General features: G+C 72.0%; 10 protein-coding genes. 2 read left to right on the forward strand and 8 right to left on the reverse strand.

Annotated elements, in window-relative coordinates; genetic code table 11:
• Positions 1-35 precede the first annotated feature (35 nt).
• Positions 36-1427, reverse strand: coding sequence for an MFS transporter (locus tag ACZ67Q_RS15700; protein ID WP_471181707.1), 1392 nt, complete (start codon positions 1425-1427; stop codon positions 36-38).
• Positions 1428-1689: 262 nt separating this feature from the next.
• Between ACZ67Q_RS15700 and purU the strand changes: the two genes are divergently transcribed.
• Positions 1690-2562, forward strand: a complete 873-nt coding sequence (gene purU / locus ACZ67Q_RS15705) for a formyltetrahydrofolate deformylase (protein ID WP_471181710.1) — start codon at positions 1690-1692, stop codon at positions 2560-2562.
• Between the two features lie 99 nt (positions 2563-2661).
• Positions 2662-3459 (forward strand): IclR family transcriptional regulator, encoded by a 798-nt coding sequence (locus ACZ67Q_RS15710; RefSeq protein WP_471181713.1) that lies wholly within the window; start codon positions 2662-2664, stop codon positions 3457-3459.
• 16 nt (positions 3460-3475) lie between these two features.
• On the opposite strand, the gene ACZ67Q_RS15715 is transcribed toward ACZ67Q_RS15710, so the two are convergent.
• The 7 genes from ACZ67Q_RS15715 to ACZ67Q_RS15745 form a co-directional block, all read right to left on the reverse strand.
• On the reverse strand, positions 3476-4741 hold the full coding sequence (locus tag ACZ67Q_RS15715) for a MalY/PatB family protein (RefSeq protein WP_471181716.1): 1266 nt from the start codon (positions 4739-4741) through the stop codon (positions 3476-3478).
• Positions 4742-5236: 495 nt separating this feature from the next.
• Positions 5237-6142: a dihydropteroate synthase gene (gene folP / locus ACZ67Q_RS15720; RefSeq protein ID WP_471181719.1), complete on the reverse strand. Its 906-nt coding sequence runs from the start codon at positions 6140-6142 to the stop codon at positions 5237-5239.
• 37 nt (positions 6143-6179) lie between these two features.
• A complete protein-coding gene (locus ACZ67Q_RS15725) occupies positions 6180-6782 on the reverse strand; it encodes a sarcosine oxidase subunit gamma (protein WP_471181722.1) in 603 nt (200 codons plus the stop codon).
• Positions 6775-10026 carry a sarcosine oxidase subunit delta family protein gene (locus tag ACZ67Q_RS15730; RefSeq protein ID WP_471181724.1) on the reverse strand — a complete coding sequence of 1084 codons (3252 nt, stop codon included), beginning with the start codon at positions 10024-10026 and terminating at the stop codon, positions 6775-6777. Before ACZ67Q_RS15730 ends, ACZ67Q_RS15725 begins: the two co-directional genes overlap by 8 nt.
• 10 nt (positions 10027-10036) lie before the next feature.
• Entirely contained in the window at positions 10037-11269 is a 1233-nt protein-coding gene (locus ACZ67Q_RS15735; protein ID WP_471181727.1) for a sarcosine oxidase subunit beta family protein, read from the reverse strand.
• A complete protein-coding gene (glyA, locus tag ACZ67Q_RS15740) occupies positions 11266-12549 on the reverse strand; it encodes a serine hydroxymethyltransferase (RefSeq protein ID WP_471181730.1) in 1284 nt (427 codons plus the stop codon). Before glyA ends, ACZ67Q_RS15735 begins: the two co-directional genes overlap by 4 nt.
• Positions 12546-13406 carry a bifunctional methylenetetrahydrofolate dehydrogenase/methenyltetrahydrofolate cyclohydrolase gene (locus ACZ67Q_RS15745; protein ID WP_471181732.1) on the reverse strand — a complete coding sequence of 287 codons (861 nt, stop codon included), beginning with the start codon at positions 13404-13406 and terminating at the stop codon, positions 12546-12548. The genes glyA and ACZ67Q_RS15745 overlap by 4 nt, the downstream gene beginning before the upstream one ends.
• Positions 13407-13428 lie beyond the last annotated feature (22 nt).

The following is a 13428-nucleotide window of genomic DNA, read 5'->3' on the forward strand; positions in this document are numbered from 1 at the left end:
CCGGGAAGGGGCGGCCGGCCGTCTGCCGGGCGGGGTCAGGAACGCTCGAAGTCGTGCTCCCGGCCCGGCGCCGGCGCCCGCCGGGAACCGCCGGGCAGGGCACTGGTCTCGGCCAGCGTGCGTCCGCGCGTCTCCTCGGCCCACGCCAGGGACACCAGCCAGCCCACCGCCGTGATTCCGGCACCGATCAGCATGGTCGCGCCGATGCCCAGCCGGTCGAGCGAGAGCGGCAGCAGATAGGTGCCGGCCGCGGCACCGATACGGCTGATCGAGGTGGCCACGCCTCCCGCGGTGGCCCGGATCGCCGTCGGGAACAGCTCGTTGGGATAGGTCCACTCCAGTACCGTCGGGCCACCGGAGAAGAGGGCGTAGGCGCAGAAGCAGACGACGACCACGCCGATGGGCAGCGCCGAGCCGCCTCCGAGCACGGCGAGAGGGACCACCATCAGCGCGAAGGACCACACGATGACGGGCCGGCGCCCCACCCGGTCCACCAGGCGCAGCGCCGGGACACAGCCCAGTACGAAGACGACGCTGATCAGCGCCGAGCCGAGGTTGCCGCTGTTGCCGTCGCCGAGGCCGAAGGACGCGAGGATGGCGGGCCCGAAGGTGTAGAGGGCGAACATGGGCGTGATCTGGCACATGTAGAACAGGCCGCAGAACAGCGTCCGCCGCAGATAGACGCCCTGGAACAGATCGCGGAAACGGCTCTGCCGCTGCGACTGCTCGGCGGCCGCGGCCTCGACCAGTTGCGCCACCGGCACGGTGCGGCCGAGGGCCTTGCGGATCGCCCGCTGCGCGTCGGCGGTGCGGCCCTTGTTCACCAGCCACAGCGGTGATTCGGGGGTCCCGATCCGCAGCAGCAGGATGACGGCGCTCAGGACGGCTCCCGAGGCGAGCATCCACCGCCAGGTGCCCGCACCGCCGATCTCCGCCATCGCGTAGCCGACCACATAGGCGGCCGCCGCGCCGATGTACCAGGCGAGGATGAGGACGCCGAGGAGTCTGCCCCGGTGCCGGTTGGGCACCCATTCGGCCAGCAGGGAGGTCGCGATGGGGTAGTCGGCACCGATGGCCATGCCGAGGACGAAACGCAGCACGACGAACTGCCAGGTCTCGGTGGCGAACACCGACAGCACCGATCCGGCGACGAGCACCGCCAGGTCGAGGGTGTACATCGCCTCGCGGCCGAGCCTGTCGGTGACGGCGCCGAAGAACAGGCCGCCGACGAAGATGCCGACCAGCGCGGCGGCACCGATGAGGCTCTCGTCCCCGGTGGTCAGGCGGAGTTCACCGCTCATGCCGACGAGGGCGACGCCGATGATGCTGAGCAGATAGCCGTCGAGGAAGGGGCCGCCCGCACAGGCCCAGGTGAGTTTGCGATGGAATCTGCTCAGCGGTGCCTCGTCGATGGCACGGATCGACATCGAACCTCCTGTGTCTGGGGGAACGCCGGATAGAGTTGCGCTGGGCAAAACCTGTTTCTGCCTACGCAACCGAACCTCGGCAGCGTTTCGGCGTCAAGACGCAGAGCGGAAGCTCTTGTAACTTCTACGACACTCGAAGTTGTTGCACATTACGCATCGCAACGCACTCTGCAGAACGTACCCCTTGACCGCCCCCCGTCCCCACGGGACGATGTTGCGTATCACTCTCATCGTTGCGTATTACGCACCCACGGAGGATGCCATGTCTCCTCGCCCGCAGCCCGGCCGCGAGTTCGTCCTCACCCTCTCGTGCCCCGACCGGGCCGGTCTCGTCCACGCCGTCACCAGCTACCTGGTGCGGCACTCCGGCAACATCCTGGAGAGCCAGCAGTTCGACGACCGTCTCCAGGACCGCTTCTTCATGCGGGTGCACTTCGACGTCTCGCATCCCGGCGTCTCCCTGGACCAGCTGCGCACGGGCTTCGGCCCGGTCGCCGAGGCGTACCGGATCACCTGGCAGCTGCATGACGCCGCGACCCCGACCCGGACACTGATCATGGTGTCGAAGTTCGGCCACTGCCTGAACGACCTGCTCTTCCGCCAGTCCACGGGCGCGCTCAACATCGAGATCCCGGCGATCGTCTCCAACCACCGCGATTTCGAGCCGCTGGCCCGGAACTACGGCATTCCCTTCCACCACATCCCGGTCACCAAGGACACCAAGGCGGAGGCGGAGGCCAGGCTGCTGCAGTTGGTCGACGACCTCGGCATCGACCTGGTGGTGCTCGCCCGCTACATGCAGATCCTCTCCGACGACCTGTGCAAGCAGCTCGACGGACGGGCCATCAACATCCACCACTCCTTCCTGCCGAGCTTCAAGGGCGCCCGGCCCTACGTCCAGGCGCACGAACGCGGCGTGAAGCTCGTGGGCGCCACGGCGCACTACGTCACGCCGGACCTCGACGAGGGCCCGATCATCGAGCAGGACGTGGTCCGCGTCGACCACTCCCAGGCGCCCGACGACCTGGTCACCATGGGCCGCGACGTCGAGGCACGGGTCCTCGCCCGAGCCGTGCAGTGGCACAGCGAGAGCCGTGTCCTGGTGAACGGCCGCTGCACGGTCGTCTTCGGCTGACGCCGGCTTCCGCGGACGGCCCCCACGGACCCGGGGGCCGTCGTATTCTCCCTGTGCGAAGCCGGGTCCAAAGAGGCCTGCCGTACGTATAGTTGCGTCATGAGCAACTACACCGCAGATGGCGAAACAGCGGTTCCCGCGGTGAACGGCGTGCAGTCCGTCGACCGTGCCGTCAGCGTCCTGGAGATCCTCGCCCAGCGCGGGGAGGCCGGCGTCAGCGAGGTGGCCGCCGAGATCGACGTCCACAAGTCGACCGCATTCCGCCTGCTCGGCGCCCTGGAGGCGCGCGGCCTCGTGGAGCAGGCGGGCGAGCGCGGCAAGTACCGGCTGGGCTTCGGGATCGTTCGTCTGGCCGGCGCGGTCACGGGCCGCCTCGACATCACCCAGCAGGGCCGGGAGGTGTGCGAGCGGCTCAGCGAGGAGATCGGCGAGACGGTCAACATCGCCGTCCTGCAAGAGCACTATGCCGTCAACCTGTACCAGGTACGCGGACCGGGCGCCGTCGGGACCCACAACTGGGTCGGGCAGCTCACCCCCGTGCACGCCACGTCCAGCGGCAAGATCCTGCTCGCGTACCTGCCGGCCGCGCGGCGCGACGAGGTGCTCGAGGCGTCCGGGCTGCCGCAGCTCACGCCGCGCACGCTGACCGCCCGGAGCGAGCTGGAGAAGGATCTCGCCGAGGCGCGGGAGCGCGGATACGCGGTGACGCTGGAGGAGCTGGAGATCGGGCTGCACGCCATGGCCGCCCCGATCCGCGCCCACCACGGCGAGGTCGTCGCCGCGCTCAGCGCCTCCGGGCCCGCCTACCGCTTCACCGAGGAACGCATGCACGAACTCGCACCGCTGCTGGTCAAGGGCGCGCAGGAGATCAGCCACCGCATGGGTTACGTCGGCTGAGGCACCGCGGGTGGGATCATCCGCGGGCGCCGGCTGGGGCGGTGACCGCCGTGAGCAGGCGCCGGATCGCCTCGTCGACCGTGGCGCGGGGGCAGCCGAGGTTCACCCGCATGTAGCCGTGGCCCTCGACGCCGAACTTCTGCCCCTTGTCCAGCCACAGCCGCGCCCGGGTCAGCATGAACCCGTCCAGCGACTCGGCGTCCATACCGAGCCCCCGGCAGTCCATCCAGGCCAGGTAGAGGGAGTCGGCCGGCAGGACCCTCAGCTTCGACGTGCCGTTGTTGACCGCCTGCGCGAAGTGGGCGTGGTTGGCGCGCAGATAGATCAGCAACTCCTCCAGCCACGGCTCACCGTGGGTGTAGGCAGCTTCTGCGGCGACCATGCCGAGCACGTTGACCAGCGGGAACAGGTTTCGTTCGTACTGGCGGGCCAGTTCCTCGCGCAGTCTCGCGTCGGGCACGAGGACATTGGCGCTCTGCAGGCCCGGCAGGTTGAACGTCTTGCTCGGGGACGTGCACGTGATGCTGTTGCGCGCGAACCGCGGGCCGAGCGAGGCGAAGGGGACGTGCTTCTTCGCCGGGTTGAGGACGAGATCCTGATGGACCTCGTCGGAGACGACGAGGACGCCGTGGCGGGCGCAGATCTCGCCCATGGCTGTCAGCTCCTCCGCGGTCCAGACGTTGCCGGTCGGGTTGTGGGGGTGGCTCAGGACGAACAGCTTCGTGCCGGGGCGGATCGCGGCCTCGAAGGTCCGGGGATCGAACCGGTAGCCGTCGTCGGTCCGCTCCAGCGGGGCGTACGCGAGGTGCCGGCCGTTGAGCCGTACGTCGTCGTGGAAGTGCGCGTACACCGGCGGCTGGATCAGGACCGAGTCGCCGGGGGCGGAGAACGCCTGCACGGCCGTCTTGAGCGTGGTGATGATGCCGGCGGTCGGGAGGACCCACTCGCGCGGCACCTCCCAGCCGAACCGCTTGGCCTGCCAGCTGGTCACGGCGTCGAGGTAGCCGTCGGTGGGGCCGCCCGGGTACCCGAAGACACCGTGGTCCACGGCCTCGTGGAGCGCGTCGAGCACCGCCTGCGGAGCCCGGAAGTCCATGTCGGCGACCCACATCGGCAGCGGGTCCGCCGCGGCCTCGTCGGGGTCGAGGAACTCGTCGGCGCGGGCCCACTTCATGGAGTTGGAGTTCCTGCGGTCCACGACGGTGTCGAAGACCGACCCCGACGGGGCTGCGGCGGCGGGATGCGGTCGATCCGGGCCGGACGGGGTGGTTTCCGTTGCCATGACAGGATGCTAGAAGCAGACCCCGCCGACGGCCCTCCGGGCGGACGTCGTGACCCGGCCCGCGCGCCTCGGGACCGGTGCGGACCGCGCTGGTCCAGACCGGCTCCCGGTCCGGCGGCGGGACCGCTTCGGCGCTGACCATGTTCGGCAAGCTGCCCGCTGCCGAGCAGCCGGGCCGGGCCGGCCCGCGCCGCCTCGTGCGGGTCCGCGGACACCGCGGCGAACGTCGCGACGTCCGGCGGACAGGTGACCGCCGCGCGGCCCGGCGGGTCAGATGCGCGGGGTGACCACGGAGCGACTCGCCCACCGGGTCGTCGAGAACGAGGGCCTCGCGGCCCACCATCGTGCTGGTCCCGCTCCTGCCGTCATGCCCTCATGGCGTCCCGCCGTCATGCCGTCATGCCGTCGTGCCGCGGGACGGCTGTTGCCTGATCGTGCTCGTCAGGGCCTGCGCCCTGCCCGCACCGGCAGTGCAGAGGCGCTGGTGGGCAGCCCCTACGGGGCGGGCCGGACGTCGGCGCCCCAGCGGGCCGTCACCCGTACCGCGTCGAGCGTGGCGGCCACGTCGTGCACCCGCAGGCACCACACGCCCTGTGCGGCGGCGAGGGCGGAGACCGCGGCCGTGGCCGTGTCCCGCAAGGGCGCCGGACGCGGCCGTCCCGTCGCCGGGTCGGCCAGCACCTGGCCCAGGAAGGACTTGCGGGACGCGCCCACGAGGACGGGCAGGCCCAGCGCCCGGATCTCCTCGAGACGGCCCAGCAGCTCCCAGTTGTGCTCGGTCGTCTTGGCGAAGCCCAGCCCGGGGTCGACGACCAGACGGTCGGGCCGGATGCCGGCCTCCAGCGCGGCGTCGACCCGCAGGCGCAGTTCGTCGGCCACGTCGGTCACGACGTCGTCGTACACGGCGTTGGCCTGCATGCCCGCGGAGTGGCCGCGCCAGTGCATGACGACGTACGGCACCTCCGCTCGGGCCATCAGCGCGGGCAGCGCCGGGTCGGCGAGGCCGCCGGAGACGTCGTTGACCAGCCGTGCGCCCGCGTCGAGGGCACGGGCGGCGACCTCGGCGCGCATGGTGTCGACGCTGACGATCGCCCCCGCCGCGGCCAGCTCCCGCACGACCGGCAGGACCCGCCGCAGCTCCTGCTCCACCGGCGGTCGGGCCGCCCCGGGGCGGGTCGACTCCCCGCCCACGTCGACGATGTCGGCGCCCTGCTCCAACAGCCCCAGGCCGTGCGCGACGGCCGCATCCGGGGCGTAGGAGAGCCCGCCGTCGGAGAACGAGTCGGGGGTGACGTTGACGATGCCCATCACCAGCGTCCGCCCGGGCCGCGGCAGCCCGGACGGGTACAGCTCCGGCAGACCCGGGCGGGACGCGGTGACGGCAGGGGCCGTGTAGGTCACGGGGACCCGGCCCGGGTCGTCATGGCCTCCTCGCCTTTCACCGGTACTCCACGGCTGCGTCCAGCAGCCAGTCCGTCAGATAGCCGGCGAAGGAGGAACGAACCAGGACCCAGAAACCGGCCCGGGACTCGTCGCGGGCCACCAGGACGACCTGGGTGCGGGCCAGCGTCGTCTGGGCGCAGCGTCCGGGGCCGAAGGCACGCGGGTGCAGGTCCAGCGAGCAGCCGTGGGCGAGCAGGTCGCGGGCGCGTGGTCCGCCGACCAGGAGCGTGGTGCGCTGGGCGGAGACGTCGGTGACGGAGACGTGCTCGTCCCCGGCCGCCGCGCGGATCCGGCTCTCCAGCTCCCGCTGGGTGCCGCGCCGGCCCACCACCAGCCATTCGTCGGGGCCGAGCCACACCACGGTGATCTCCCCGGCGTGGACGACGGTGTTGGGTTCCAGAGGCAGTTGGAGACCCAGGGCGAGCCCGACGGCGTCCGCGGCCGGGCCCTTGGCGTCCAGCCGCACGTTCACCTGGGCCAGCAGGGGCAGTTCGGCCAGGCGGATCGCGCCCCGGGAGGCGCGGGTCGCGGCGGCCAGGCGGGCGGCGGCGTGTGCCAGGGGGCTGCGCTGCCGTGCGGTCAGGGCGGTGTCAGCCATCGCGGCGGGCTCCCTCGGGGTCGAAGAGGACGGGACTGGCGACGGTCACCGGGACCAGGCGGTCGCCGACGGGTGCGTAGAGGCGTTCGCCGATGCGTTCGCGGCCGCCCTTGACCAGGGCGAGCGCGAAGGCCCGGCCGAGCGCGGCGCTGCGGTAGCTCGAGGTGACGTGCCCGAGCATCGGCACGGGTGGCGCGGGCAGCTCGCTGTCGGCGACCAGGTGGGTGCCCTCGGGCAGGAAGTCCGCCGGGTTCTCGGGCAGCAGGCCGACGAGGTGCTTGCGGTCGGGGCGGAGGGTGTCGGCGCGGGCGTAGGAGCGCTTGCCGATGAAGTCGGGCTTCTTCTTCGACACCGCCCAGCTCATACCGAGGTCCTGCGGGGTGACCGTGCCGTCGGTGTCCTGCCCGATGATCGGGTAGCCCTTCTCGGCGCGCAGGACGTGCATGGTCTCGGTGCCGTACGGGGTGATGCCGTAGGGGGCGCCGGCCTCGTACAGCGCCTCCCACAGGGCGACGGCGTCCCACGGCGAGACGTTGATCTCGTAGGCGAGTTCACCGGAGAAGGAGATGCGGCAGACCCGGGCCTCGATGCCCGCCACGGTCGTCTCCCGCCACGCCATGAACGGGAAGTCGTCGTTGGCGACGGCCAGTTGTGGCGCGAGGGAGCCGAGGACCGCGCGGGACTGCGGACCGACCAGGGCGACGGTGGCCCACTGTTCGGTGACGGAGGTGCAGTGCACCTTCAGCTCGGGCCACTCCGTCTGCAGCCACTCCTCCATCCAGTCCAGTACGGCGGCCGCGTTGCCGGTCGTGGTGGTGACCAGGAAGCGGTCCTGGGCGAGCCGGATGACCGTGCCGTCGTCGAAGACCATGCCGTCCGGGCGGCACATGACGCCGTAGCGGATCATGCCGACCTTCAGGGTGCTCATCATGTTGGTGTAGAGCAGATCGAGGAACGCGCCGGCGTCCGGGCCCTGCACGTCGATCTTGCCGAGCGTGGAGGCGTCCATGAAGGCCACGCCCTCGCGGGCGGCGCGGCACTCGCGCAGGACCGACGCCTCCATGTCCTCGCCGGGCTGCGGGTAGTACCAGGGCCGCCTCCACTGGCCGACGTTCTCGAACAGCGCGCCGTGCTCGACGTGCCACGCGTGCAGTGCGGTGGTGCGGACCGGGTCGCTCAGCACCCCGCGGTCGCGGCCGGCGAGGGCGGCGAAGGACACCGGTGTGTACGGCGGCCGGAAGGTCGGCAGGCCCAGCGCCGAGATCTCCACACCGAGGAGTTCGGCGACGACCCCGCTCGCCAGCACACCTGCCGTGCGGCCCTGGTCGCCGCCGGTGCCGGCGGTGGTGTAACGCTTGGTGTGCTCCACCGAGCGCAGTCCCGCCCCGGTGGCCCGCGCCAGGTCCTCGACGGTGACGTCGCGCTGGAGGTCGACGAACCGGGGGGCGCCGGTGGGGGTGGGGATCGTGAAGACCTGCAGCGGCGGGGTGTACGGCTGCGCCGCCACGGCCGGCAGCGCCGGCGTGGTGGCGGTGTAGCCCTCCGCCTCGATGGCGCGGGCCCCGGCCGCCGCGCCCTCGGCGAGGGCCGTGGCGACGTCGAAGGCGCCGTTGGCGCTGCCTGCGGCCTCGACCGCCTGACGGCCGCTGTCGGGCACGAACGTGCCGAGGGCGTCGTCGTGGCGGAGCTTGCCGCCGGACTGGCTGAACAGGTGCGCGACCGGGTTCCAGCCGCCGGAGACCAGCAGCAGGTCGACGGCGAACTCCCGCTGCCCGGCGCTCTGTCCGAACGGGGCGACGGTCACTGCGGTGAGCCGGTCCCCGCCCTCCGTACCGGTGACCGCGTGCCCGGCGAGCACCTCGATCCCGGCGGCGCCAGCCCGCTGCGCCCACTCCCCCGGCTCGGGCCTGGGGTCGACGATCGCCGCGATGTTCACACCGGCCGCCGCCAGGTCGAGCGCGGCGGCGTAGGCGCTGTCGTTGGTGGTGAACACCACTGCGTGCCGGCCGGGGACGACCCCGTAGCGGTGCAGGTACGTCCGCGCCGAAGCCGCCAGCATCACGCCGGGACGGTCGTTGTCGCCGAACGCCAGCGAACGCTCGTGGGCGCCGGTCGCGAGGACCACGCGGCGGGCGCGGATGCGCCAGACCCGCTCGCGCGAGACGTTCTCCGGGGCGTCGGCGCCCAGGTGGTTGGTGCGGCGTTCGACGGCGAGCAGGTGGTTGTCGTCGTAGTACCCGAAGACGGTGGTACGGCGCAGGACGCGCACCTCGGGGGCGAGGTCGAGCCGGGCCCGGGTCTCGGCGACCCAGTCGAGGTGCTCGCCGGTGCCGAGCAGGCTGCCGCCCGGCTCCGGCTGGTCGTCGGCGAGGATGACGCGGGCGCCGCTGTCCGCTGCCGCCGCGGCGGCGGCGAGGCCGGCCGGGCCGGCGCCGACGACCAGCAGGTCGCAGTGGGCGTGCAGGGCGTCGTAGCGGGCGGGGTCGGGTTCGGTGGCGAGGCGGCCCTGGCCGGGGAGGCTGCTCGCGACCAGGCCGTCGTACAGCTCGACGGCCGGGGCGGGGAGCATGGGCTCGGGGAAGGGGGCCTCGATCTGGACGACCGCGTTGGGTTCCTCGACGCCGGCGGAGAAGATGCCGCGGGGGCGGCCGAGTTTGATGCTGGTGCCGGCCTGGACGACGCCGTTGGCGAGGAGGGCGGAGGCGAGGGTGTCGCCTCGGTAGCCCTGGTATTCCTTGCCGTCGAAGGTGAAGGAGAGGGGGGTGGTGCGGTCTATACGGCCGCCGGTGGGGGTGCGGAACGGCTGGGTTGCGCCCCCGGACCTCCCTTCGGCCTGAACGGCCTCGTCCTCGAACTCCCCCGGAGGGGGTGCCCCCAGACGGGCTGGAGTGGCCCGACCCGGCTGAGGGGTGACCGACCGCCCCCCGAGCGTTTCCGCGCTCGGCTGTGGTGTGGTCGGGCGGCCCGTCAGCGTCTCCGGGCGAGGTTCGTCCGTCTTGTAGATCGCCAGGATCTCGTTCGTCGCCGTGTTGCGTACGGCGTTGAACCACTTGCGGCAGCCCGCCGCGTGGCTCCAGCGTTCGGCGAAGGGGCCCTTGGGGTTGTCGCGGAAGAACAGGTAGCGGGCCCACTCCTCGTCGGTGAGGGCGGCGGGGTCCTCCGGGTAGGGCACGTGGGCCTGGCCGCCGTAGTGGAACTCGGCCTCGTCGCGGGGCCCGCACCACGGGCAGGAGATCAGCAGCATGGGTCGGCTCCTAGTGGGCCACCGCGGCAGCGCCGTGCTCGTCGACGAGCGCGCCGGTGGTGAAACGGTCGAGCGAGAAGGGGGCGTTCAGGGCGTGCGGCGTGTCGTGGGCGATGGTGTGGGCGTAGACCCAGCCGACGCCCGGGGTGGCCTTGAAACCGCCGGTGCCCCAGCCGCAGTTGAGGTAGAGGTTGTCGACCGGGGAGAGGCCGACGATGGGTGAGGCGTCGGGGCTGACGTCCACGATGCCGCCCCAGGTGCGCAGTACGTGGGCGCGGGCGAACACCGGGAAGAGTTCGAGGGCGGCCGCCATCTGCTCCTCGATGATGTGGAACGCGCCGCGCTGGGTGTAGGAGTTGTACGCGTCGATGCCGGCGCCCATCACCAGTTCGCCCTTGTGCGCCTGGCTGACGTACACGTGGACGGCGTTGGACATGACGACCGTCGGGTGGACCGGTTCCAGGAGTTCGGAGACCAGGGCCTGCAACGGGTGGCTCTGGACGGGCAGTTCGATGCCGGCCATGGCGGCCAGGACCGAGGTGTGGCCGGCCGAGCACAGGGCCACCTTGCCGGCCGCGATCGGCCCGCGCGTGGTCTGCACGCCGACGACCCGGCCGCCGATCACGTCGAGGCCGGTGACCTCGCAGTTCTGGATGATGTCGATGCCGGCGGCGTCCGCGGAGCGGGCGAAGCCCCACGCCACGTAGTCGTGCTTGGCGATGCCGGCACGCGGCTGGTAGGTGGCGCCGAGGACCGGATAGCGCACGTCGGGTGAGGTGTTGACGATCGGACAGACTTCCTTGACCCCGTCCGCGTCCAGCCACTCGGCGTCGACGCCGTTGAGCCGGTTGGCCTCGACGCGGCGGACGCTGTCGCGGACGTCCTGGAGGCTGTGCGCGAGGTTCAGCACACCGCGCTGGGAGAAGAGGATCGGGTAGTCCAGCTCCTCCTCCAGCCCCTCCCACAGCTTCAGGGCGTGCTCGTAGATGCCGGCGCTTTCGTCCCACAGGTAGTTGGAGCGGATGATCGTGGTGTTGCGGGCCATGTTGCCGCCCGCGAGCCAGCCCTTCTCCAGCACGGCGACGTTGGTGATGCCGTGGTTCTTCGCCAGGTAGTGGGCGGTGGCCAGGCCGTGTCCGCCGCCGCCCACGATGATCACGTCGTAGGACGGCTTCGGGTCGGGGTTGCGCCACAGGAAGTCGGGGTGGTCGGGGAGGTCGGCGCCGGGGGTGCGGGGGCTCATCGGGCGTCTCCGTCGTGCGAGAGGTGCGGGTAGAGCGGGTGCTTGGCGGCGAGCGCCTCCGTGCGGGCGCGCAGCGCGGACACGTCCGGCTCGGGCTGCAGGGCGAGCGCGATGACGTCGGCGACCTCGGCGAAGTCCGCCTCGCTGAAGCCGCGGGTGGCCAGGGCCGGCGTGCCGATGCGCAGACCGGAGGTGACCATGGGCGGGCGCGGGTCGAAGGGGACGGCGTTGCGGTTGACGGTGATGCCGATCCGGTGCAGGAGGTCCTCGGCCTGTTTGCCGTCCAGGGGCGAGTCGCGCAGGTCGACGAGGACGAGGTGGACGTCCGTGCCGCCGGTGAGCACCTTCACGCCGGCCGCGGCCGCGTCGGGGCGGCCGAGCCGCTCGGCGAGGAGGTGCGCGCCGGCCAGGGTGCGGGCCTGGCGTTCCGCGAAGGCCGGGGTGGCCGCGACCTTGAAGGCGACCGCCTTGGCGGCGATGACGTGCTCGAGCGGGCCGCCCTGCATGCCCGGGAACACCGCCGAGTTGATCTTCTTGGCGAGGTCGGCGTCGTTGGTGAGGATGACGCCGCCGCGTGGCCCGCCGAGCGTCTTGTGCGTGGTGGTGGTGACCACGTGCGCGTGCGGGACCGGGCTCGGGTGCAGTCCCGCGGCGACCAGGCCCGCGAAGTGCGCCATGTCGACCATGAGGAGGGCGCCGACCTCGTCGGCGATCCTTCGGAAGGCCGCGAAGTCCAGCTGCCTCGGGTACGCCGACCAGCCCGCAATGATCATCTTGGGGCGGTGTTCCTTGGCGAGCCGCTCCACCTCGTCCATGTCGACGAGGTGGTCGCCCTCGGAGACGTGGTAGGGCACGACGTTGAGCATCTTGCCGCTGTAGTTGATGCGCATGCCGTGGGTGAGGTGGCCGCCGTGCGCGAGGTCGAGGCCGAGGACGGTGTCGCCGGGCTTCAGCAGCGCGAAGAAGACGGCGGTGTTGGCCTGGGCGCCCGAGTGCGGCTGGACGTTGGCGTAGCCGGCCCCGAAGAGGGACTTGACGCGTTCGATGGCGAGCCGCTCGGTGACGTCGACGTGTTCGCAGCCGCCGTAGTAGCGCCGGCCGGGGTAGCCCTCGGCGTACTTGTTGGTCGCGACCGATCCCTGGGCCTCCATCACCGCGGTGGGCGCGAAGTTCTCGGAGGCGATCATCTCCAGGGTGGACTGCTGGCGGTGCAGCTCGGCGCGGAGGGCTTCGTGGACCTCGGGGTCCAGCTCCGCCAGGGGCGTGTTCAGCGCGTTCATACGGTGTTCGCGTTCCTCTCGGCGGCCTCGACGACATTGGCGAGCAGCATGGCCCGGGTCATGGGTCCCACTCCCCCGGGCATCGGGGCGAGCCATCCGGCGACCTCGGCGGCGTCCGGGTGGATGTCGCCGACGAGTCCCTGCTCGGTGCGGGTGATTCCGACGTCCAGGACGGCCGCGCCGGGGCGCAGCATGTCCTTGGTGATCAGTCCGGGTGAGCCGGCCGCCGCGACGACGACGTCCGCCTCGCGGGTGTGCCAGGCCAGGCCCTTGGTTCCGGTGTGGCAGAGGGTGACGGTGGCGTTCTCGGAGCGGCGGGTGAGCAGCAGTCCGATGGGCCGGCCGACGGTGATGCCCCGGCCGACGACGCACACACGCGCTCCGGCGAGCGGGACGTCGTGGCGGCGCAGGAGTTCGACGATGCCGCGCGGGGTGCAGGGCAGCGGGGCGTCGGTGCCGAGGACGAGCCGGCCGAGGTTGACGGGGTGCAGTCCGTCGGCGTCCTTGGCCGGGTCCATGCGGGCGAGGACGGCGTTCGCGTCCAGGTGGCGCGGGAGCGGGAGCTGAACGATGTAGCCGGTGCAGGCGGGGTCGGCGTTCAGCTCGTCGATGACGTCCTCGACCTGCCGCTGGGTGGCGTCGGCGGGGAGCTCACGGCGCAGCGAGGCGATGCCGACCTGGGCGCAGTCGCGGTGCTTGCCGCCGACGTAGGCGTGGCTGCCGGGGTCGTCGCCGACGAGGACGGTCCCGAGGCCCGGCGGGCGGCCGGTCAGGGCCGTCACCTTGGCCACGCGTTCGGCGAGTTCGCGGCGGATGGCGGCGGCGGTCGCCCTGCCGTCCAGGAGTTGTGCGGTCACCGTTGGTGCTCCTTCCGGAGTG

Source organism: Streptomyces sp. NPDC036813 (assembly GCF_055609245.1).

Coding starts and splice junctions, on each gene's coding strand:
- ACZ67Q_RS15700 (WP_471181707.1), bottom strand. CDS start 1,427: ATGTCGATCCGTGCCATCGACGAGGCACCGCTGAGCAGATTCCATCGC.
- purU (WP_471181710.1), top strand. CDS start 1,690: ATGTCTCCTCGCCCGCAGCCCGGCCGCGAGTTCGTCCTCACCCTCTCG.
- ACZ67Q_RS15710 (WP_471181713.1), top strand. CDS start 2,662: ATGAGCAACTACACCGCAGATGGCGAAACAGCGGTTCCCGCGGTGAAC.
- ACZ67Q_RS15715 (WP_471181716.1), bottom strand. CDS start 4,741: ATGGCAACGGAAACCACCCCGTCCGGCCCGGATCGACCGCATCCCGCC.
- ACZ67Q_RS15725 (WP_471181722.1), bottom strand. CDS start 6,782: ATGGCTGACACCGCCCTGACCGCACGGCAGCGCAGCCCCCTGGCACAC.
- ACZ67Q_RS15730 (WP_471181724.1), bottom strand. CDS start 10,026: ATGCTGCTGATCTCCTGCCCGTGGTGCGGGCCCCGCGACGAGGCCGAG.
- ACZ67Q_RS15735 (WP_471181727.1), bottom strand. CDS start 11,269: ATGAGCCCCCGCACCCCCGGCGCCGACCTCCCCGACCACCCCGACTTC.
- glyA (WP_471181730.1), bottom strand. CDS start 12,549: ATGAACGCGCTGAACACGCCCCTGGCGGAGCTGGACCCCGAGGTCCAC.